The organism is Stenotrophomonas sp. PvP093, assembly GCF_017876915.1.
GTDB classification, from domain to species: Bacteria; Pseudomonadota; Gammaproteobacteria; order Xanthomonadales; family Xanthomonadaceae; genus Stenotrophomonas; species Stenotrophomonas muris.
This window is the reverse complement of sequence record NZ_JAGIOX010000004.1, coordinates 3,107,134-3,127,729: the sequence shown is the minus strand read 5'-3', so window position 1 is coordinate 3,127,729 and position 20,596 is coordinate 3,107,134. Positions and strand designations below refer to the sequence as shown.

The 20,596-nt window shown below is 65.7% G+C and carries 18 protein-coding genes and 3 tRNA genes; 17 read left to right on the top strand and 4 right to left on the bottom strand.

Going from position 1 to position 20,596, the window contains the following annotated elements; genetic code table 11:
* Nucleotides 1–2 precede the first annotated feature (2 nt).
* The 11 genes from grxD to J3A72_RS17100 all read left to right on the top strand — a co-directional run bounded on the left by grxD (nt 3) and on the right by J3A72_RS17100 (nt 13,378).
* Entirely contained in the window at nt 3–323 is a 321-nt protein-coding gene (gene grxD, locus J3A72_RS17150) for a Grx4 family monothiol glutaredoxin (protein ID WP_005415957.1), read from the top strand.
* On the top strand, nt 320–1,096 hold the full coding sequence (locus J3A72_RS17145) for an SDR family NAD(P)-dependent oxidoreductase (RefSeq protein WP_075075695.1): 777 nt from the start codon (nt 320–322) through the stop codon (nt 1,094–1,096). Before grxD ends, J3A72_RS17145 begins: the two co-directional genes overlap by 4 nt.
* A 233-nt stretch (nt 1,097–1,329) precedes the next feature.
* Nucleotides 1,330–4,536: a TonB-dependent receptor gene (locus tag J3A72_RS17140; protein ID WP_229653743.1), complete on the top strand. Its 3,207-nt coding sequence runs from the start codon at nt 1,330–1,332 to the stop codon at nt 4,534–4,536.
* Nucleotides 4,537–4,789: 253 nt separating this feature from the next.
* A complete protein-coding gene (gene ppnN / locus J3A72_RS17135) occupies nt 4,790–6,178 on the top strand; it encodes a nucleotide 5'-monophosphate nucleosidase PpnN (protein ID WP_075075696.1) in 1,389 nt (462 codons plus the stop codon).
* 161 nt (nt 6,179–6,339) lie between these two features.
* Nucleotides 6,340–6,855 carry a Tfp pilus assembly protein FimT/FimU gene (locus tag J3A72_RS17130; RefSeq protein ID WP_041863227.1) on the top strand — a complete coding sequence of 172 codons (516 nt, stop codon included), beginning with the start codon at nt 6,340–6,342 and terminating at the stop codon, nt 6,853–6,855.
* Nucleotides 6,852–7,349, top strand: coding sequence for a type IV pilus modification protein PilV (gene pilV, locus J3A72_RS17125; protein ID WP_046429810.1), 498 nt, complete (start codon nt 6,852–6,854; stop codon nt 7,347–7,349). Before J3A72_RS17130 ends, pilV begins: the two co-directional genes overlap by 4 nt.
* Nucleotides 7,350–7,357: 8 nt before the next feature.
* The gene (locus J3A72_RS17120) at nt 7,358–8,515 is read left to right on the top strand and encodes a PilW family protein (RefSeq protein WP_046429811.1); all 1,158 of its coding nucleotides are present in this window, start codon (nt 7,358–7,360) and stop codon (nt 8,513–8,515) included.
* A 5-nt stretch (nt 8,516–8,520) separates the two neighbouring features.
* Nucleotides 8,521–9,042, top strand: coding sequence for a PilX N-terminal domain-containing pilus assembly protein (locus J3A72_RS17115; RefSeq protein ID WP_046429812.1), 522 nt, complete (start codon nt 8,521–8,523; stop codon nt 9,040–9,042).
* 13 nt (nt 9,043–9,055) lie between these two features.
* Complete coding sequence (locus tag J3A72_RS17110; protein WP_049407951.1) at nt 9,056–12,823, top strand: PilC/PilY family type IV pilus protein; 3,768 nt, start codon at nt 9,056–9,058, stop codon at nt 12,821–12,823.
* Between the two features lie 23 nt (nt 12,824–12,846).
* Nucleotides 12,847–13,254, top strand: a complete 408-nt coding sequence (locus J3A72_RS17105; protein ID WP_014646597.1) for a type IV pilin protein — start codon at nt 12,847–12,849, stop codon at nt 13,252–13,254.
* A 47-nt stretch (nt 13,255–13,301) separates the two neighbouring features.
* A tRNA-Asn gene (locus J3A72_RS17100) sits at nt 13,302–13,378 on the top strand.
* A 52-nt stretch (nt 13,379–13,430) separates the two neighbouring features.
* On the opposite strand, the gene J3A72_RS17095 is transcribed toward J3A72_RS17100, so the two are convergent.
* Nucleotides 13,431–13,976, bottom strand: a complete 546-nt coding sequence (locus J3A72_RS17095) for a GspH/FimT family pseudopilin (RefSeq protein ID WP_051007154.1) — start codon at nt 13,974–13,976, stop codon at nt 13,431–13,433.
* 128 nt (nt 13,977–14,104) lie between these two features.
* Here J3A72_RS17095 and uvrB point away from each other — a divergent pair, with 128 nt between their 5' ends.
* The 3 genes from uvrB (at nt 14,105) to J3A72_RS17080 (ending at nt 16,486) form a co-directional block, all read left to right on the top strand.
* Nucleotides 14,105–16,132, top strand: a complete 2,028-nt coding sequence (gene uvrB, locus J3A72_RS17090) for an excinuclease ABC subunit UvrB (protein WP_075075697.1) — start codon at nt 14,105–14,107, stop codon at nt 16,130–16,132.
* Nucleotides 16,133–16,238: 106 nt separating this feature from the next.
* Nucleotides 16,239–16,313, top strand: a tRNA-Val gene (locus tag J3A72_RS17085).
* 98 nt (nt 16,314–16,411) lie between these two features.
* Nucleotides 16,412–16,486 (top strand) — tRNA-Val (locus tag J3A72_RS17080).
* Nucleotides 16,487–16,618: 132 nt separating this feature from the next.
* On the opposite strand, the gene J3A72_RS17075 is transcribed toward J3A72_RS17080, so the two are convergent.
* Entirely contained in the window at nt 16,619–16,921 is a 303-nt protein-coding gene (locus J3A72_RS17075) for a hypothetical protein (RefSeq protein ID WP_046429817.1), read from the bottom strand.
* 182 nt (nt 16,922–17,103) lie between these two features.
* On the opposite strand from J3A72_RS17075, the gene J3A72_RS17070 reads away from it, so the two are divergent.
* Complete coding sequence (locus J3A72_RS17070) at nt 17,104–17,244, top strand: hypothetical protein (RefSeq protein WP_162838510.1); 141 nt, start codon at nt 17,104–17,106, stop codon at nt 17,242–17,244.
* An 87-nt stretch (nt 17,245–17,331) separates the two neighbouring features.
* Here the strand turns inward: J3A72_RS17070 and J3A72_RS17065 are convergent, their stop codons facing one another.
* The gene (locus J3A72_RS17065; RefSeq protein ID WP_014646601.1) at nt 17,332–17,616 is read right to left on the bottom strand and encodes a hypothetical protein; all 285 of its coding nucleotides are present in this window, start codon (nt 17,614–17,616) and stop codon (nt 17,332–17,334) included.
* Nucleotides 17,617–17,645: 29 nt separating this feature from the next.
* Entirely contained in the window at nt 17,646–18,413 is a 768-nt protein-coding gene (locus J3A72_RS17060) for a MipA/OmpV family protein (protein WP_032960877.1), read from the bottom strand.
* Between the two features lie 145 nt (nt 18,414–18,558).
* Here J3A72_RS17060 and J3A72_RS17055 point away from each other — a divergent pair, with 145 nt between their 5' ends.
* A complete protein-coding gene (locus tag J3A72_RS17055) occupies nt 18,559–19,230 on the top strand; it encodes a response regulator transcription factor (RefSeq protein WP_005415973.1) in 672 nt (223 codons plus the stop codon).
* A 1-nt stretch (nt 19,231) separates the two neighbouring features.
* Nucleotides 19,232–20,575 carry a HAMP domain-containing sensor histidine kinase gene (locus J3A72_RS17050; protein WP_014646603.1) on the top strand — a complete coding sequence of 448 codons (1,344 nt, stop codon included), beginning with the start codon at nt 19,232–19,234 and terminating at the stop codon, nt 20,573–20,575.
* Nucleotides 20,576–20,596 lie beyond the last annotated feature (21 nt).

The following is a 20,596-nucleotide window of genomic DNA, read 5'->3' as shown; positions in this document are numbered from 1 at the left end:
TTGTGGCGGTAATGCAGCAAATCCAGGCCGAGGTCGATCGTTACCCGCTCGTGCTGTTCATGAAGGGCACCCCGCAGTACCCGATGTGCGGCTTTTCCAGCCGCGCCGTGCAGGCGTTGATGGCTGCCGGCGCCGTCACCCTGCGCACCGTCAACGTGCTCGAAGAACCGGAGATCCGCGCCAACCTGCCGCGCTTCTCCAACCTGCCGACCTTCCCGCAGCTGTTCATCAACGGCGAGTTGATCGGCGGCTGCGACATCGTCATGGAACTGTTTGAATCCGGCGAGCTCAAGCGCATCGTCGAAGAGGCGACCCAGGGATGAGTGCCTGGCCGTCGACGTCACCGACTGACGGGGCGCTCGATGGCCGCCCGTTGCAGGACCGCGTGGTGCTGGTTGCCGGTGCCGGCGGCGGGCTGGGCAGTGCGGCGGCGATTGCCGCTGCGGCGGCCGGGGCTACGGTGGTCCTGCTGGGGCGCAAGCCGCGCCGGCTGGACCGGGTCTATGCCCAGGTCCAGGCGGTCGGCCCGGAACCCCTGCTGTACCCGATGGACCTGGAGGGTGCCGGCCCCGATGACTATGCCGAACTGGCCCAGGCCCTGCAGCGTGAGCTGGGGCGGCTGGATGGCCTGCTGGTCTGCGCCGCGCATTTCCCCGGCCTGACCCCGTTCGAGCTGGCCGACCCGGCCAGTTTCGCCCGCGCGGTCCATGTCACCCTGACCGCCCCGGCCTGGCTGGCCCAGGCCTGCCTGCCGCTGCTGCGGCAGCGCGAGGATGCTGCCCTGGTCTTCGCGGTCGATGCCCCCGAACGGGTGGGGCAGGCCTACTGGGGCGGGTATGGCGTGGCCCAGCACGGCCTGCGTGGCCTGATCGGCAGCCTGCACGATGAGCTGGGTCGCAGCCCTGTCCGGGTCAGTGGCCTGTACCCGGGGCCCCTGCGCACGGCCCTGCGCGCCCGCGCCTATTCCGTCGATCAGGACCCGGCCGCGCAAGGGCCCGAAGCGGCCGCCGCTGCGGCCGTCATCCTGTTGTCCCCGGCCGGCCATGCCTGGCGGGGGACGATTCTCGATGCCAGCGAGGCAGCTCCCCGCGAGTGAGCCCCGGGGAAAGGCGGAGTGAAGAACCCGTCACGATTGCGTTGCGAACCGGTGCCGTTTGTCGCACAACCGTCACATTGATGGCGTAGCGTGTTAATCTAGTGTTAACCGTTATGGCTGCCTTCAGCCAAGCGGTAGGGAACCCCAGATAACTCTCCGACCAGCCACCCGCAGGGCTGTTTGGATGCGCTTTTTTTTCCGCCATCGCCAACTCGCATCGAGGCTACCGAAAAATGACCCACCCACTCCGGATGTCCAAGCTTACCCTTGGTCTCGTGGCTGCACTTGCTGCCGCTCCCGCCTTCGCCCAGAGCACCTCCGCTGGTGTCGGTGGCCAGGTCGTGACCCGCGGCGGCCAGCCCGTCGCTGGTGCTGAAGTCACCATCACCCACACCGAGTCGGGCACGGTTTCGCGTGCTACCACCGATGCGGCCGGTCGCTACAACGCACGCGGCCTGCGCGTGGGTGGCCCGTACAGCATCACCATCACCAAGCCGGGTGAAGGCACCAAGACCGAAGATGGCGTCTACCTGGGCGTGAACCAGACCGGCACCATCAACGCGACGCTGACCGGCGATCTGGCCGGCGCGACCAATCTGGACACCGTACAGGTCACCGCCGTCGGCGGCGGCTCGGAAGTGTTCAGCGCCACCAAGATGGGCTCGGGCACCAACATCAGCCAGCAGCAGATCGAAGTTGCGCCGTCCGTCGGCGGCAACATCCAGGATCTGATGCGCCTGGATCCGCGCGTCACCTTCATCGATCGCGCCTCGGGCTCGATCTCGGCCGGCGGCCAGAACCCGCGCTTCAACTCGATCAACATCGACGGCGTCTCGGCCAGCGACACCTTCGGCCTGGAAGGCAACAACATGCCGACCCGCCGCCAGCCGGTCGCGATGGAAGCCATCGAAGCGCTGGACATCAACCTGTCCAACTACGACGTCAGCATCGCTGCCGCCGCCGGTGCCACCGTCAACGCGGTGACCAAGTCGGGTACCAATGAATTCCACGGCTCGGTGTACGGCACCTACCGTGATGGCGACTGGTTCGGCGACAACCCGGAAGGCCAGCCGTTCAAGGGCTTCACCAAGGAAGAAACCTACGGCATGACCCTGGGCGGCCCGATCGTCAAGGACAAGCTGTTCTTCTTCGCCAACTACGAAAAGTTCAAGCAGGCCGCCCCGGGCGCCGACCTGAGCGGCACCGCGCTGGGCAAGGCCAACCCGCAGTTCACCCTGGCCGACGTGACCCGCGCGCAGCAGATCGCGCAGGGCTACGGCATCAACGCCGGTGGCCTGGAAAGCAACGGCGACACGGAGATGGAAGAGTACGCGCTGAAGCTGGACTGGAACATCAGCGAGAACCACCGTGCCAACATCCGCTACAGCAAGATCGACCAGAGCAAGCTGCGCATCAACGGCATGGCCACCAGTTCGGCCTCGCTGAGCTCGTATTGGTACCAGCATGACAAGACCAACGAGAGCTACGTCGCCCAGCTGTTCAGCGACTGGACCCCGAACTTCTCGACCGAATTGAAGGCGTCGTACCGCGAGTACTCGGCGATCCGCAACGTGTCCACCGACGCACCGAGCATCCGCATCTTCTTCGGCGGCAACGAGGCTGCACCGTCGGGTGACTCGCTGTACCTGGGTACCGAAGTCAACTCGCAGAACAACATCCTGGAAACCAAGGCGTGGAACTACTACGCCGCAGCTACCTGGACCCTGGGTGACCATGACGTCAAGTTCGGTGCGTCGTACGACACCAACGACATCTACAACTACTTCGGCGCCAACTCGTGGGGTGCCTACACCTTCTACGGCCTGGACAACTTCGCCGCTGGCCGCTGGAGCAGCTACAACTACAATCCGGAGCGCACCCCGGGCTCGATTCCGGCTGACTACAAGTACAGCAACCTGGCCCTGTTCGTGCAGGACACCTGGTATGTCAACAACAATCTGACCCTGACCCTGGGTGTGCGTGCCGACCGTGCCGACACCAGCCCGGCCCCGGCCTACAACGCTGCGGCGTCGACCTTCTTCGGTCGCGATAACAGCGAAGTGCTGAGCAACAAGTTCCTGATCCAGCCGCGCGTCGGTTTCAACTACACCTTCGACAGCGAGCGTCCGACGCAGCTGCGCGGCGGCGTGGGCCTGTTCCAGGGTGATGCGCCGCAGGTGTGGCTGAGCAACAGCTACTCGGCCACCGGCTTCAACAATTCGGTGTACGCCTACACTGCCTACGATCGCACGCTGCCGTTCAACCCGAACAAGGACAGCCAGCCGGTCCCGACCACCCCGGGCTCGAACCGTCAGAACGTCAACTTCGTCGGCAGCGACTTCAAGATGCCGTCGGTGTACAAGGCCAACCTGGCCTTCGATCATGAAACGCCGTGGTACGGCATCGTGGCTTCGGCAGAGCTGCTGGTCACCAAGGTCAAGGATGCCCTGTACTACAGGAACCTGAACCTGGGCCCGGTGCAGCAGCTGGGTCCGGACGGTCGGGAGCTCTATTACGCTGCGTCGCGCAACGGCAACCTGTGGACCAACAACGATGCCCGCTTCGGGCGGAACCGCGGCTACGACGCCGTCTACGAAATCGCCAACACCGACAAGGGCCGCACCTCGCAGTTCACCGTGTCGCTGAGCAAGCCGTGGTCGGACGCCAGTGACTGGTCCTGGAACATCGGTTACACCTACACCGACGCGACCGAAGTGGGCTCGCTGACCAGCTCCACCGCAAGCTCGGGTTGGAACTACCAGTACGCCTTCAACGCCAACAGCGAAACCGAGAACACCTCGCGCTACCAGATCCGTGACCGCCTGTCGGGCTCGCTGAACTGGAAGCACAAGTTCTTCGGCGACTACGAAACCAAGGTCGGTCTGGTGTATGAGGGCCGTAGCGGCCGTCCGTACAGCTACGTGTACTCGAACGATGCCAACGGCGACGGCCGCTCCGCGAATGACCTGTTCTACGTGCCGAACCCGGGCGAGGTTCTGTTCGGCAATCTGGCGGGCAGCACCTTCACCCCGGATGCGGAAATGGAGAAGTCGTTCTACGCATGGCTGGCCGCCAACCCGCAGCTGGCCAAGTACGCAGGTGGCTACGCTCCGGCGAACCAGTTCCGTACCGGCTGGATCAACACCTTCGATATCCGCATCAGCCAGCAGCTGCCGGGCTTCATGAAGGGTCACAAGTCGGAAGTGTGGCTGGACATCCAGAACGTCGGCAACATGCTCAACAAGAAGTGGGGCAACATCTACGACTACGGCTTCTTCGCCGATGCGCGTGTGGCTACCCTGCAGGGCATGAAGGACGGCAAGTACGTCTACAACTTCCGCGGTGCTGACCTGCCGACGGTGGCCAACAACGACGCAGACGGCTTCGACGTCGGTGTCTCGCAGTGGTCGCTGCAGCTGGGCTTCCGCTACCAGTTCTGATGCACTGACGTAGCGCTGCTGTAAACGGAAACGGCCGGGGAAACCCGGCCGTTTCCCGTTCAGGCGAAAGTCCTTGCGGGGCGCTGGGCAACGGCGTAGCATCTGGAAATGTGCGCGGCGTCAACGCCGCCCAGGCGGTCCCGGACAGGCGAACGCGGGCAGCACACATCCAACGGTCGGGCTTCCCGGCCGTTTTGCTTTTTAAGGGGGCGGCAGTACAGTCGGAAACCTTGAAGGAAGCGAAAAATTGGATATGACCACGAACGAAAAATCAGCCCGTGCACTGCCGGTGCAGGATGCGCGGATCTACCCGCGCGGTGGGCTGGATGTGCTGTCGCGGGCCGAGGTCGCACGCCTGCGCGATGCCTCCGCCGGCGGCATGCATGAGCTGCTGCGCCGCTGCGCGCTGGCTGTGCTGACCAGCGGCAGCGCTTCGGACGATCCGCGCGCGGCGCGCGACCTCTACCCTGATTTCGACATCCAGGTGGCGCAGCAGGATCGCGGCGTGCGCATCGACCTGGTCAACGCACCGGCGATGGCCTTCGTCGACGGCGAGATCATCCGCGGTGTCGCCGAACTGCTGTTCGCCGTCGTGCGCGATCTGGCCTACATGGCCATCGAGATGGGCCCGGCCTACGCGGCCGAGCTGGAATCGTCCGAGGGCATCACCAACGCGGTGTTCGGCCTGCTGCGCAACGCGCGCATCCTCAACCCGGGTGACCCGAACCTGGTGGTGTGCTGGGGCGGCCACTCGATCTCGCGCGACGAGTACCTGTACACCAAGCAGGTCGGCTACGAGCTGGGCCTGCGCGGCCTGGACATCTGCACCGGTTGCGGTCCGGGTGCGATGAAGGGCCCGATGAAGGGCGCGACCATAGCCCATGCCAAGCAGCGCCGCACCGTCACGCGCTACATCGGCCTCACCGAGCCGGGCATCATCGCGGCCGAGTCGCCGAACCCGATCGTCAACCACCTGGTGATCATGCCGGACATCGAGAAGCGCCTTGAGGCCTTCGTCCGCATCGGCCACGGCATCATCGTGTTCGCCGGTGGCGTCGGCACTGCCGAAGAGATCCTGTACCTGCTCGGCATCCTGCTGCGCGAGGAGAACAGGGACCTGCCGTTCCCGCTGATCCTTACAGGCCCGACCGTGGCGGCGCCGTACTTCGAGCAGATCGACCGCTTCATCCGCCTGACCCTGGGTGATGAGGCTGCCGAGCGCTACGAGATCATCATCGGTGACCCGGTCGCGGTGGCCAAGAAGATGGCCAACGGCATCAAGCGCGTGCGCGAGCACCGCCTGGCGCAGAAGGACTCGTTCTTCTTCAACTGGTCGATCGAGATCCCGTGGGAGTACCAGCAGCCGTTCGTGCCGACCCACGAGGCGATGGCCGCGCTGGACCTGCACCACGGGCGTGCGCCGCACGCGCTGGCGGCCGACCTTCGCCGGGCGTTCTCGGGCATCGTGGCCGGCAACGTGAAGGAGGACGGCATGCGCCGCATCGAGCAGTTCGGGCCGTTCCAGATCCACGGGGACCCGGACATGATGCAGGCGCTGGATGCGCTGCTGCGCGCCTTCGTCGAGCAGCGCCGGATGAAGATCTCCGGCGAATACCAGCCCTGCTACCAGGTGCTGGCCTGAGCCCGGGCCGGCGCGATGGGGATCGCGCCGGCACTGGCAGGGGAGGGCGGGTCGTCAAGCCTTTGACGCCCGTCGCCCCGGATTGACCGTTCATCCTGCCGCCGCTTGCCGGTGGCGGGGCGATGGCCCATCGTGGCCACCAACACGCTGGGGAGCGTCCAATGTCTTTGCGCCGGCAAAACGGTTTCACGCTGGTTGAACTGATGGTCACGCTGGCCGTCTTCGTGATCCTGGCGTCGATCGCCTATCCGAGCTTCCGCGGGATGATCCGCTCGAACCGGCTGGCGACCGCCAACAATGAACTGATCGCGCTGGCCAACCTGGCCCGCAGCGAAGGCATCCGCAACAGCAACGGTGGCGGTGTCTGTGGCAGCGCCGATGGCAAGGCCTGTGATGGCGACTGGTCCAAGGGTGTACTGGCCTGGTCGGACCTGGATGGCGACGGCCAGATGGGCAGCAATGACGTCGCGCTGCGCTTTTCTCAGGGCAATCCGCAGCTGAGCGTAGTCGGCCCACCGGGCGCGGTCATCGCCTTCGACGGGCGCGGCCGGCGCAGGGCGGTCGCTGATCAGACCCTGGTGCTGTCGCCGGATGCGTGCAAGGCCGGTGAATCGAAAAGCACGTTGACGATCAACCAATCCGGCCAGGTCCGGGTGACCAAGGGAGCCTGCTCATGAGCCGCCGCAACCTGGCCCGCCCGCGCTCGTCGCAGGGTGGCTTCAGCCTGATCGAAGTGATGGTGGCGGTGCTGATCCTGGCGTTCGGGCTGCTGGGCTTCGCTCTGCTGCAGACCACCAATGTCCGCTTCGTGCAGAGCGCGAATTACCGCACCCAGGCCACCAACCTGGCCAACGACCTGATTGAGCTGATGCGCGCCCAGCGCACCGATACCCTGGCCGGTGGCGCCTACTCCTCTGCCTCGTTCTCGGCCGGCTCGGTGAAGCCCAGCGGCGTCTGCGCCTGGCCGACCGGCGCTGCCGTGACGCCGAAGACGAACGTGGCGCGCTGGCAGTGCGAGGTCGCGCGCACGCTGGGCGAGAAGGCCAGCGCGCAGGTGACCTTCGTGCAGAGCACCGGCCAGGTCACCGTGGCCATCAGCTGGGGTGACCAGCGGTGGGATCCGAAGGATCCCGACAGCCTTACCACCTTCGGCCTGACGACCTTCCTGTGAACGCGCCCATGAGTCCAATTTCGCGAGCCCGAGGCCTGTCGCTGATCGAACTGATGATCGCCATGGTCATCGGCCTGGTCCTGATGCTGGGCGTCACCCAGATCTTCATCGCCTCGCGTGCGGCGTCGCGGCTGTCCGAAGGCGCGGCCCGTACCCAGGAGAACGCGCGCTTCGCGCTGGATTTCCTGCAGCGTGACCTGCGCATGGCCGGCCACTTCGGCTGCGTCAACGACCAGGCCCACGTGGTCAAGAACACCGGCGATATCGGCTATCACCTGGGCATCAGCTCGGGCAGTGGCGACCCGCAGGATTTCTCGGTTCCGGTGCAGGGGTATGAGGCAGCAGGTACGGCGCCGGGCGCCACGCTGACGCTGGGCCGTGCGTGGAGCGCGGCGCAGTCGGTACCGAAGAGCATCACCAACCTCAAGCCGGCGCCGTTGCCTGGCAGCGACATCCTTGTGCTGCGCCTGATGAGTCCGGAAGGGGCCGTGGTGACCGGCATCTCCGTGGCCGCGGGTGCGACCACGCTGACCGTCTCCAGTGATGGCATGGCCCGACTGAAGGCCAACGCCGCAGGTACGCCGACGGTCTTCGGCATAGCCGACTGCACCCGTGCCGACGTCTTCCCCGCCACCATCAGCGGTTCGACCTTGAAGGTGGACAAGGTCGACCTGAGCAATTATTCGATCAACAACGCGATGACCATGCTGTATCGCGCCGATGGCATGGCGTACTACATCGCGACCAATCCCAATGGCGAGCCGGCGCTTTACCGGGCACGCGCGAATGGCGCCGGCGGCTACGCCGATGGCGAGGAGCTGGTGGAAGGCATCGAGAACATGCAGTTCCTGTACGGACTGGATGCCACCCCGGATATCGCCCTGCCCACGCCGCCGACCGGTCGCATCGTCGACCAGCGCGTGGCCAGTGCGGTCAGTACCGGTACCGATGCCACCGCCGCAGGGCAGTGGCGCCGCGTCGGCATGGTGCAGGTCGGCCTGCTGGCGCGCAGTCCGCAGCGTGCGTCGGCCGAAGCGCCGGGCAGTGCGGCCACGTATCCGGCCATCCTCGGGGTGGGCTTTGCCCCGGCCGATCCTTACGACCAGCGCCATCGTGGCGCCTATGAAGCGTCCGTTGCGCTGCGCAACCGCTTGTTCGGGAACTGACGACCATGCGCACTCATCCTTCCTCCCGACGCCGTCCCTTCGTTGCCCAGGCACGACAGCAGGGTGCCGTTCTCTATGTCGCGCTGATCATGCTGGTGCTGCTGGCCCTGCTGGGCGTGATCGGCATGCAGGTGGCCGGCATGCAGGAACGCATGGCGGCCGGCTACCGGGCGACCAACATGGCGCTCCAGAACGCGGAAGGCGCGGCACGCAGCGCCGAGAACGCCGTGGAGAACATCGCCAACCGCAAGGATGCCGGCGCCAATCCGGCCGTGGCCTCCTCCGACATCAACCAGCAGTGCGATGACGGCTTCGACCCCTCGGCCTGGGTCGCGAAAACCAAGCTGGGCAGCAAGCCGGCCATCTATGTCCGTGAGATCCAGGGCTGCATCCAGGGGGAGGGTGCGCTGGACATGGGCAAGTCGGTGGAGAAGCCGACGCCGGTCTACCAGATCACGACCTATGCCGGTGATACCACCAGTGATGCGACGTCGCGTGCGGCGATCGATACCGTATTCAAGCTGTGAGGGTGGGGAGCCCATGAACACTCGCAACCGCAGGATCCTGGCAGGCGTTGGCCTTGCCGTCTTGGCCGCTGGCGGCTATCTGGCGCATACCTTGTTTGCCGCACAGGCGCAGGGCGTGCTGGCACAGGAGCCGATGAACGTGCAGACGCGCGCGACACCGGCGTTCATCATGGCGGTGGACGATTCGGGTTCGATGAACTTCGAACGCATGTTCCCCGGTGGTGACGGCCGCATGCGCTGGAACAGCAACACCAACAGCTTCTTCAACAACGATGGAAGCTTCTTCAGCGTGGGCTCGGCGTGCGCCAGCAACTCGGTGGACTGTTACCTCTACCTGTATCCGCACGCGGAGTTCAACAAGGAATACTCGCCAGGCCGCGCCATTCCGCCGCTGGATATCTACGGCTTCGCGCGTTCGCATGTCTACAACGCCAGTTACTTCAACCCGGCAGTGACCTATCGGCCGTGGACCAATGCCGATGGCACGCTGTGGGCAGATGCCTCGATCACCCAGACCCGCGCCGATCCCCGGTCCGGCCAGCGCGGCTACAACGCCGTGTACAACATGACCGTCAATCGGGCCGACACGTCGGAAAAGTTCCAGTTCGTCAACGGTATGCGGATTCCCGACCTTTCCGGTACCGGCAATGAATACTATGTCGACAGCTGGTGGGATGGTGGATGGAAGACCGCCGCGATCAGCAACACCGGCAATACCACATACTCCATCAGTTATTTTCCGGCGACCTTCTACCTGCCGGCTGCAGCGCCTGCACCGGACGGATACAAGACCGACGACGCCAGTCGCCCGGTGATTACCGGTGCCTGTGGTCCGGGCTGCAACCTGCGTCGCTACCAGATCAAGCCGGGCAATTACTCGAGTCCGGCCGCCTACAACGCCGCGATCCAGAATTTCGCCAACTGGTTCCAGTATCACCGCAACCGCGTGCTGGCCATCGTCGGTTCGTCGACCGCCGCCCTGGTGAGCGTGGATACGATGCGGGTGGGCTACTTCACCATCAACAAGCTCAGCAACGCGACCATGTATGACATGGTCACCAACCGAGCTGACCTCTACAAGCAGATTTATGCGCTGACGGCCAACGGCGGCACGCCCAACCGTCGCGCGGTGGAGTATCTGGTCGACCAGTTCCGTCGTACCGACGCCGATGCCCCCGTGCAGCTGGCCTGCCAGCGTAATGGCGGCATGCTGTTCACCGATGGCTACACCAACTCCGGCAATGCACCGAGCGCGTCCTTCGGTGACGCCGACTCGGTGAACTCGACCCACCTGCCGTCCATTCCGTTCTCCGACGGCTACAGCAATACCATCGCCGACATCGCCGCGGCGGCTTATGCAGGCGCCCGGACCCCCCTGCGCACCGGGACCAGCTTCCCGGCGGGGCAGGTGCCGGTCAGTGACAAGTGCAGCTCCCTGGACAAGAGCAGCCCGGACTGGAAGCGCCTGGACTGCCAGACCGACCTGCACATGAACTTCTACGGCGTGACCCTGGGCGCGCAGGGCAAGATCTACGGCGTCAACCAGGCCGCAACCGCCGATCCGTACAAGACGGCGCCGAACTGGGCCGGCAATGGCAATCCGCTGGACGTCGATGACGGTACCGTCATCGATGAGCTGTGGCATGCGGCCGTCAACAGCCGTGGCGAATTCATCAACGCGCAGACCCCGGCGGACGTCACCGAGGCCATGCGTCGGGTGCTGTCCTCGATCAGTGGTGGTGCGTCGCCTTCAGGCACGATCGGTATCAGTGGTGCGCGCATCGGCACCGGCTCACTGGCGGTCACCCCACGCTATGACATCACCAACAGCGGCACCGACTGGTCGAGCAAGCTGACTGCGGCCAGCGTCAAGGTCAACGCCGACCAGGTCGCGGAGCTCACCGAGGTGTGGGAAGCCTCCAGCCGCCTGACGTCGTCCGGCCGCCGGATCGTGGCCAACAAGCTGGGTTCGCCGGTGGACTTCAACAGTGCCCGTATCAGCCTGCAGGATCTGTGCAGCAAACCCGACGGCAAGTACGCGTCGATGCTGGTCTGCTCCACCGACAAGCTGACGACGATCAAGGCCGATCTGGCCAGTGCCATCAACTATCTCAGTGCCGACAGCTCCACCGAGGTCCGCAACGGCGGCAAGTATCGTGACCGGACCACGCCGCTGGGTGACATCGTCAATTCGGCGCCGGTGGTCAGCTCGCCGCTGGACGACTACGGGTACCGCCAGCTCGGCGGCACCTACGCCAAGAGCTACACCGACTACCTGGCGACCAAGGCCAAGTCCCAGCGGTACATGGTCTATGTCGGTGCCAATGACGGCATGCTGCACGCCTTCGATGGCGGCATGAAGGCCGATGCCAAGCAGGACGGCACCGGCGGCACGGAGAGCTTTGCCTACATCCCGGCCACCGCGCTGGGGCACATGGCCAACCTGCTGTTCCCCTACAAGTCCGATACGGCCGACCAGACCTTCCGCCACCGCTATTACGTCGATGGCCCGATTGCCGTGGCCGATACCTACAACGGCACCGCGTGGCAGACCAGCCTGGTAGGCACCACGGGTGCAGGTGGCCGTTCGGTGTTCGCGCTGGACGTCACCACGCCGGGCAGCTTCGGCACCGGCAACGTGCTGTGGGAAATCAGCGACATCAACGCGTCGCTGAGGGACGAGGTGCGCAACAACATCGGATTCGTGCTGGGCAAGCCGGTGATCGTGCCGGTGAAGAGCGGCACCGGCGTCGCCTGGAAGGCGATCTTCGGCAATGGGTACGGCAGCGCCAATGGCAAGGCGGTGCTGTTCGTGGTCGACATGGCCAGTGGCGACATCCGGATGATCGAAGCCGTCGAGGGTACGTCAGGCGCCGGCATCTCCGGGAGTAACGGACTGGGCAATGTTGTGGTTGTCGATCGCTGGACCGGTACCAACCAGGATGCGCGCGGCCGTGATGGACTGGCCGACACCGTCTATGCCGCCGATCAGCGTGGCGCCGTGTGGAAGTTCGACCTGACCAGCAGTGCGAACACCACGCTGACCGTGCCGATGTTCACCAGCCAGGTTGCCCAGGACTCCTCCACCAAGACCTACCGCCAGCCGATCACCGGTGGCATGACTGCTGCCACCGGTCCTTCGGGCGGCGTGATGCTCTATTTCGGCACCGGCAGCTTCTCCTTCACCAGCGACAAGGATGACAAGGCGCAGCAGGCGCTGTACGCCGTGAACGATCTGTCGGGGAAGACGGTGACCTCGACGGTGACCGCTGCCAACCTGGTTCCGTACACGGCCGCGGCCGCCACTGCAGGCGTTGATGAACGCAAGATCACGGCGGGGACGGCCCCGGCAAATGCCCGGGGCTGGATGATCCAGCTGCCTGCCGGCAATGGCGAGCGTGCGGTGGGCAACCCGATCCTGGTCAGTGGCATCGTCTTCATGCCGACCTACGTGCCCAACATGCAGTCGGTAGGCTGTTCGACCAGCGGTTCGAACTGGCTGTTCGGGCTGTCGTCGATCAGCGGCTTGCCGATGTTGGAGAACGTGCGCTATGGCTCGCCGACCGGCAGCCGGCCCGGGGCAGCGACCGCCGCCATCGCGTTGAAGACCGGAGGAACTGCGCCGGTCCGTGACGTTTCGCTGTCGGTGCTGCCGCGTCCGACGGACAACAAGGCGCCGCCCGGAGGCAGCTCCTGCTGGATGGCCGTCGGCGCGGCGGGCAGCCAGTCGCTGTATCTGCCTTACCCTTGCGGTCGCCAGTCCTGGCGCCAGCTCCAGTAACCCCAGTGCGAGGATCCACGCTCATGCTGCACACTCACATGCCTCGCCGCGCGGCTGGCTTTACGCTGATCGAATTGATGATCGTGGTGATCGTCATCGGCATCCTGGCGGCGATCGCCATTCCGTCCTATCAGGAATACGTGCGCCGATCGCATCGTGCCGTGGTGAAGGCGGACCTGGCTGAGTACGCACAGCGCGCCGAGCGCTACCACACCAGCAACAACTCCTACACCGGCTACGCGCTGCCGACCAAGGTGTCGCCCCGTGATGGCGGTACCGTGCGCTACAACCTGGACTACAAGGGGGATGGCACCAGCTTCACCATCACCGCCACCCCGCAGGGCACGCAGGCCAAGGACAGCTGCGGCACGATGAGCGTGGACCAGGCCAACCGCAAGACGGCCGACGGTGGCGTTGCCAGCTGCTGGTGAAACAGGTGTTGATCTTCCTGTAATCGACCAGTACAATGCGCCTCCCCGCCCGAATAGCTCAGCCGGTTAGAGCACTTGACTGTTAATCAGGGGGTCGTTGGTTCGAGTCCAACTTCGGGCGCCAGACACTGCAAAAGCCGCGAGAAATCGCGGCTTTTGCTTTTCTGCGCAGGCAGTCAGCAGGGCGTATCGCGGTCCACGCGTTCACTTCGCACGCGGCCGCCATTGTTGACGATCAACGCACCGTGCAGCCGGTTGCCCGCGCAGATGCGCAGGGTCAGGTTGGCCCCCGGGCTGCGTCCGTCTGCCTGGAAGAACAGCTGGGGCCGCCCGCTGCTGGCCTGGGCAAGGATCGATATGTCCGAGCGCCCGGTGTGATGGTTCAGGATCGCCTCCGGCGACGTTGGCTCCCCGCGCTGGTCGCCACTGCGGTAGATGATCCAGCCGGCGCTCCAGTCGTCGCTGCAGTGCAGGCCGTCGATACTGGCGCAGAGGCCGATCAGCTCGCGTCTGCGCAATGCCTCGCTGCGCGCGCCGGCCAGGCTGGCGTGCAGGGTCAGTTGTAGTGCATCGGCGCGTTGCCGCAGCAGCAAAGGCTGCAGCGCCGGCCAGGACGCCGCCAGCAGCACCGCCAGCACGGCGATGACCACCAGCAGTTCGGTCAGGTGCACGCCCCGCGCAGAGCGGGGGCCGAGGGGGCAGGGGGCATGGGTCGGGTGCATGCATCCAGCCTCCGCGCCCGGCTGCGCGGCCGCCATCGGGAATCCCCGTGGCGGGCTGCCCGGCCACTCCTCAGCCAGCCGTCACCCCTCGCCCCGTATACTCATCCTTCCCGGGAACTGGCAACACCATGAGCGACAGTTTTGAACTTGTCTCGCCGTATTCGCCGGCGGGCGACCAGCCCGATGCCATCGCGAAGCTGACCAGCAACTTCGAGGCCGGCATCGCCAAGCAGACCCTGCTGGGCGTGACCGGCTCGGGCAAGACCTACACCATCGCCAACGTCATCCAGAACATTCAGAAGCCGACGCTGATCATGGCGCCGAACAAGACGCTGGCGGCGCAGCTGTATGGCGAATTCAAGGCGTTCTTCCCGCACAACGCGGTGGAGTATTTCGTCAGCTATTACGACTACTACCAGCCGGAAGCCTACGTGCCGTCGTCGGACACCTTCATCGAGAAGGACAGTTCGATCAATGAACATATCGAGCAGATGCGGCTGGCCGCGACCAAGACCCTGCTGTCGCGCCCGGACGCGATCGTGGTGGCGACGGTGTCGGCGATCTATGGCCTGGGCGCGCCGGAAGACTACCTGTCGCTGCGCCTGATCCTGTCCAAGGGCGAGCGCATCGACCAGCGCGACCTGATCAACCACCTGACCCAGCTGCAGTACACGCGCAATGAGTACGAACTGCAGCGCGGCACCTTCCGCGTGCGCGGCGAAGTGATCGATGTGTTCCCGGCCGAGTCGGACAGTGAAGCGCTGCGCCTCGAGCTGTTCGATGGCGAGGTCGAGAAGATCACCCTGTTCGATCCGCTGACCGGCGAGACGCTGCGCAACATGCAGCGCTTCACCGTGTATCCGAAGACCCACTATGCGACCACGCGCGAACGCGTGCTGGCGGCGATCGAGACGATCAAGGTGGAGCTGAAGGAGCGGCTGGAGCAGCTGTACGCGCAGAACAAGCTGGTGGAGGCGCAGCGTTTGGCGCAGCGCACCCAGTTCGACCTGGAGATGATGGCCGAGGTCGGTTACTGCAACGGCATCGAGAACTACTCCCGGCACCTGACCGGCAAGGCCGCCGGCGAGCCGCCGCCGACCCTGTTCGACTACCTGCCGGCCGATGCGCTGCTGGTCATCGACGAATCGCATGTGACCATTCCGCAGATCGGCGCCATGTTCAAGGGCGATCGCTCGCGCAAGGAAACCCTGGTCGAGTTCGGCTTCCGCCTGCCGTCCGCGCTGGACAATCGTCCGCTGCGTTTCGAGGAATGGGAGGAGCGTTGCCCGCGCAGCATCTACGTGTCGGCCACGCCGGGTCCGTATGAATACCGCGAGGCCGGAGACGAGATCACCGAACTGGTGGTGCGCCCGACCGGCCTGATCGACCCGGTGGTGGAGATCCGGCCGGTGGGTACCCAGGTCGACGACCTGATGAGCGAGGCCAACGCGCGCATCAAGGCGGGCGACCGCGTGCTGGTCACCACGCTGACCAAGCGCATGGCTGAAAACCTCACTGAATACCTCACCGAGCATGGCATCCGCGTGCGTTACCTGCACTCGGACGTGGACACGGTCGAGCGTGTGGAGATCATCCGCGACCTGCGCCTGGGCAAGTTCGACGTGCTGGTCGGCATCAACCTGCTGCGCGAAGGCCTGGACATGCCCGAGGTATCGCTGGTGGCGATCCTCGATGCCGACAAGGAAGGCTTCCTGCGCTCCACCGGCTCGCTGATCCAGACCATCGGCCGCGCCGCCCGCAACGTGCGCGGCAAGGCGATCCTGTATGCCGACCGGATCACCCGTTCGATGCAGGCGGCGATCGATGAAACCGACCGCCGCCGCGCCAAGCAGGTCGAGTACAACGAAGAACATGGCATCGTGCCGCGTTCGGTGGCGCGCCCGATCGTCGACGTCCTCGAGGGCGCGCGTTCGGATGCCGCGGAGAAGGAAGCCAAGAAGGGCAAGGGCAAGGGCCGGGCGGGCGTAGCCGAAGAGGCGACCGACTATCGTTCGTCGCTGTCGCCGGCGCAGCTGGCTGTCCGTCTCAAGGCGCTGGAACAGCAGATGTACCAGCACGCCAAGGATCTGGAATTCGAGGATGCCGCGCGCGTGCGTGACCAGATCCGCCAGCTGAAGGAAGCCAGCCTGGGCTGAACGCGGCAGTGCAGCATCATCTTCACAAAAGTGTTGCGCTTCCCTGCCGGCATCCGTAATATACGCGGCCTGCACCGACGCAATCGCGGAAATGCAGAAGCAAAACGGGCGGTTAGCTCAGCGGTAGAGCACTACCTTGACATGGTAGGGGTCACAGGTTCGAACCCTGTACCGCCCACCACGAAGTCCTCGCAAAAGGGCTCTCGTGAACTGCAAAGCCCGGCCCTGGCGCCGGGTTTTTACGTAACAAGGCCAGCCTTCGGGCGGCAAGAACAAGATGGGCGGTTAGCTCAGCGGTAGAGCACTACCTTGACATGGTAGGGGTCACAGGTTCGAACCCTGTACCGCCCACCACCTGTTCCCGGCGTTGCCGGTGAAGCGGTGGAAACGATGAAAGCCGGCCCTGGGGCCGGCTTTTTTTCTTTCCAGGGGCAGGACCCCGGCGTTCCCGCGAAGCCACATTCCTGCAGGTTCAGTGGCGTGAAATCAGTGGGTGATGGTGATCGAACGCTGGATCCGCCAGTGGCCATCGACGCGTTCCCACAGCTGCGCTACACCTGCCCGGGCCAGCGCAGCATGCGGGCTGCCGCCATGGTCGCCTGCCAGTTGCTGGCTGCCCAGGCGCAGCACGCGGTCCTGGCGCAGGTGATAGAGCTGCAGGGGCAGCGCTTCATGCGTGTCCTGCGGTCCTTCGGTGCGCAGGATCTGGCTGCGCAGGGCATCCTCGGTGGGCCCGCTGCCGTCGCCGAACAGGCTGGAGAACAGCAGGACCAGGGCAAGCATCGGCATGGCACGGTGCTCCAGCGGGAAAGTGCGTGCAGGCTGGCATGGCCGGCCGGGCGCCGCAGCCGGCCTGCGACGAAGGCGGGGATTGCGCCGCCAAAGGCAGGCAGGCGGCGATGAATCCGGGGCGCGCAGGCGTAGACTCGGCGCTACCGCGCAACCGCGCCGTCACTTCAACGAGCTGCCGCATGAGCGATCACGTCCCGGTGTCCAGGCCCAATCCATTCCTGGAACGCCTGTTCGGCGGCAACATGCTGGAAGGCACGTTCAAGGCAGTGATCTGGGTGGCGATCCTGTGCGCGCTGCTGGCCTGGACCACGCTGCGCTGAGCGACGCTACCGCGTGGGCTTGGCTGCTGATGCAGTGAATACGGGTGCCGCGGCAAGGGTGCGGTGGCAGTGTCCGTGCATGTGCCGTCAGGCGCTGAAGGCCTGGCGCAGGCTGCGCAGGGTTGCCTGGCGGTGCTCCCTGGCCGTCGGCTCGCCCATCTCCAGTTCCTGCAGGCGCAGTCCAACCAGGGTCATCGACAACGCATAGCCGCGTGCCGCGTCGGCAACGCGTGACAGGCCCACTGCACGGCGTGCCAGTGCATTCACATGTTCAAGGTCGGGCATCAGTCCCAGATAGACGCGCTCGGCGCTGTCCAGGTCGGGCGCGCGCAGGATCGCGTGGGCTTCGGTGGCGGAGGAGACGGAGGCCATGGGGGTCCTTGTCCGTAGGGGGCGCTCGCTCAGAACGAGCGCATCAGGGAAACGAAGGCCGACGTCTGCGTGCCACGTCGTGCCATCGGGCTGTCCTTCACTGCATCACCGAACCACTGGTTGGCCACCACGCCGGTGGCGCGCCATTTGGTGCCCAGTGGCGTGCTGACCGCGATCTGCAGGCTCGGTGACGTGGTGCTGCCGGGGCGGTAGGCGGCAAGGCCCGAGCGCAGGGCTTCTTCATCGCTGATGCCGTAGTAGTAGTCGAGCAGCCGTGCACTGGAGTGCACCACGCCCGCCCGCGGCACCCAGGTGAAGCGACCCGCCTGGATCGGGTAGCTGTAATGCAGGCGCGACTCGAAACCGCCGCCATGGCCGGTCACTTCGCGCATCACGCTGGCCTCGACCATGCCCCAGTCGGCACTGTACTCGCCGTTGATGCCGGCCATGGCCGACATCTGCCGGCTGTGCAGGCGGCGCAGCTGAGCATCGTTCACGTCGTCGGTCTTGAAGCGCAGCGTGTAGGGCGTGACCGCCGCCGACAGGCGCAGTCCCTGGCCCTTGTAGAGGTACATGCCCAGCGAGCCGGGGCTGGCGAAGAAGCGCTCGCCCTGCCAGGCAATGGCCGGTACCACCAGCGGTTTGACGTCGTAGTGCGCGTACGCACCGGAGGTCGCGCCAGCGCTGATGCCGGCCTGTACGCCCGGGTTCTGCTCGGCAGCGTGGGCGAGCAACGGCACGCCGAGGGCAGCGGTGAACAGCAGCGGGCGCAGCAGGGTCGGGGACAGCGACGGCATCGATCAGCCACGTTGCGGAGGATGGCTGCGCATGGTGAGGGGGCAACATTGTCAGAACATTGCGCCCGCGTGATCGGCACGCATGGGCGCAAAACCCTGGCGCCAGGCACTATGATCGGCAGCGTTTCCGGCAGACGAGTTCCTGATGCGCATCCTCCTGGTCGAAGACGATCCTGATCTTTCCCGCGCCCTGCAATCGGGCCTAGAGCGGCAGGGCGTGGTCGCCGACGTGGTCGGCAGCCTGGCCGAGGCCGCGCTCGCGTTGCGCGAACCGGTGCACCAGCTGCTGCTGCTCGATCGCCAGCTGCCCGATGGCGATGGCGCCGGATTCGTCGCGACGGCGCGTGCGCTGCGGCCGAACCTGGCGGTGATCATGCTGACCGCCAAGGGCACGCTGTCGGACAAGGTCGAAGGCCTGGACGTCGGTGCCGATGACTATCTGGTCAAGCCGGTGGCGATCGAGGAACTGATGGCGCGCATCCGCGCGGTATCGCGCAGGCCTTCGGCGATGGTGACACCGAGCCTGCGGCTGGGGCGGCTCGAGTTCGATTTCGAATCGCTGCAGGCGCAGGTGGAGGGCCAGCCTCTGGCGCTGCCACGTCGGCAGGTACTGGTGCTGCAGGCATTGGCGATGCGGCAGGGGCGCACGGTCACCCGCAGTGCGTTGGAGGCTGCGGTGTACGGTTTCGACGATGAGATCCAGTCCAATGCGCTCGACGCGCACATCTCCAAGCTGCGCAAGGCACTGCAGCAGGCCGGTGCCGGCGTCGAGATCCACGTGATACGGGGCGTCGGCTACCTGCTGGCGGAGGCCTGAGATGGCCCGTCCGATCCGTTCGATCACCCTTGGCCTGGCCTGGCGCCTGTTCCTGGCGCAGGCCTTCACCGTACTGTTCGCGGTGGTCGCGCTGATCCTGACCTGGGGTGACAAGGACTCCTGGGGCATGGACATGTTCGTTGCCGAGGCGGTGGCCAAGGCGGTGCACAGCGAAGACGGCCGCCTGGTGCTGGACCAGGCGCGCTGGGACAAGCTCGATGCCAACGCCGGGGGAAATCTCTGGTTCGCCGCGGTGGATGACAAGGGCATGTGGCTCGAGCGCGGCACCATCCCCGCGATCCACGCGCCGATGCTCGCGCGGCTGCCGACCGTGGGTGCCACCGAGCTGGGTTCGCTGGTACCGCCCTACCTGGACGTGGCGCGGGTGATGATCCGCAACGAGGATGGGCGCCGCATCACCGTGATGGTCGGTGGAGCACCCAAGGGCGGGCTGCTGGACGGTGCGCTGATGGTGCTGCGCCTGATCGGCCTGTGGTTCTTCCTGCCACTGATCGTGGTCACCCTGCTGGTGATGCCGACCGTGATCCACCGTGCCATGCGCGGTGTGCGCCGTTCCGCGCAGCAGGCCAAGGAACTGGACATCGGCCAGCCCGGTGCGCGGCTGGATGCGCGGCTGGTCTCCACGGAAGTGGCGCCGCTGGTGGAAGCGTTCAACGATGCCATCGACAAGGTGCAGCAGGGCTACGCCGCGCGCGACAAGTTCCTTGCCGACGCAGCGCACGAGCTGCGCGTGCCGATCGCCGTGGTGCAGGCGCGCCTGTCGCAGCTGCCGCAGGGCGAGCTGAAATCGCAGTTGCTGACCGACGTGGCGCGGCTGGGCAATGTTGCCGAGCACCTGCTTGATCTGCAGCGGCTTGACCGCAATGTCGGCGCATTGCAGCGGCTGGACCTGGCCCTGCTGGTGCGTGAGGCAGCCGCGGACCTGGCGCCGTTGGTGGTGGGCGCCGGCTATGGATTCGAAGTGGACGCGCCGGAAGCGCCGGTGTGGATCCACGGTGACAGCCTGGCGCTGGGGCGGGTGATTGCCAATCTGGTACACAACGCGATCGTGCATGGTGGTGGCCGTGGCACCATCTGTGTGCGGTTGGACACGCGCGGGTTGCTGGAAGTCAGCGACCAGGGCGCGGGCATTCCAGTAGGCGACCGCGAGGCGATCTTCGAGCCGTTCCATCGCCTGCGCGCGGCGGGCAGCGGCAGTGGCCTTGGCCTGCACCTGGTGAAGGAGATCGTGCAGCACCATGGCGGCTCGGTCAGTGTCGGTGAGGCCGCGGGCGGCGGCGCAAGCTTCCGGGTCAATTTCCATCGCGGCAGCGCGCGGCGCTGACGCGTTTGCGGGGCAAGTCCC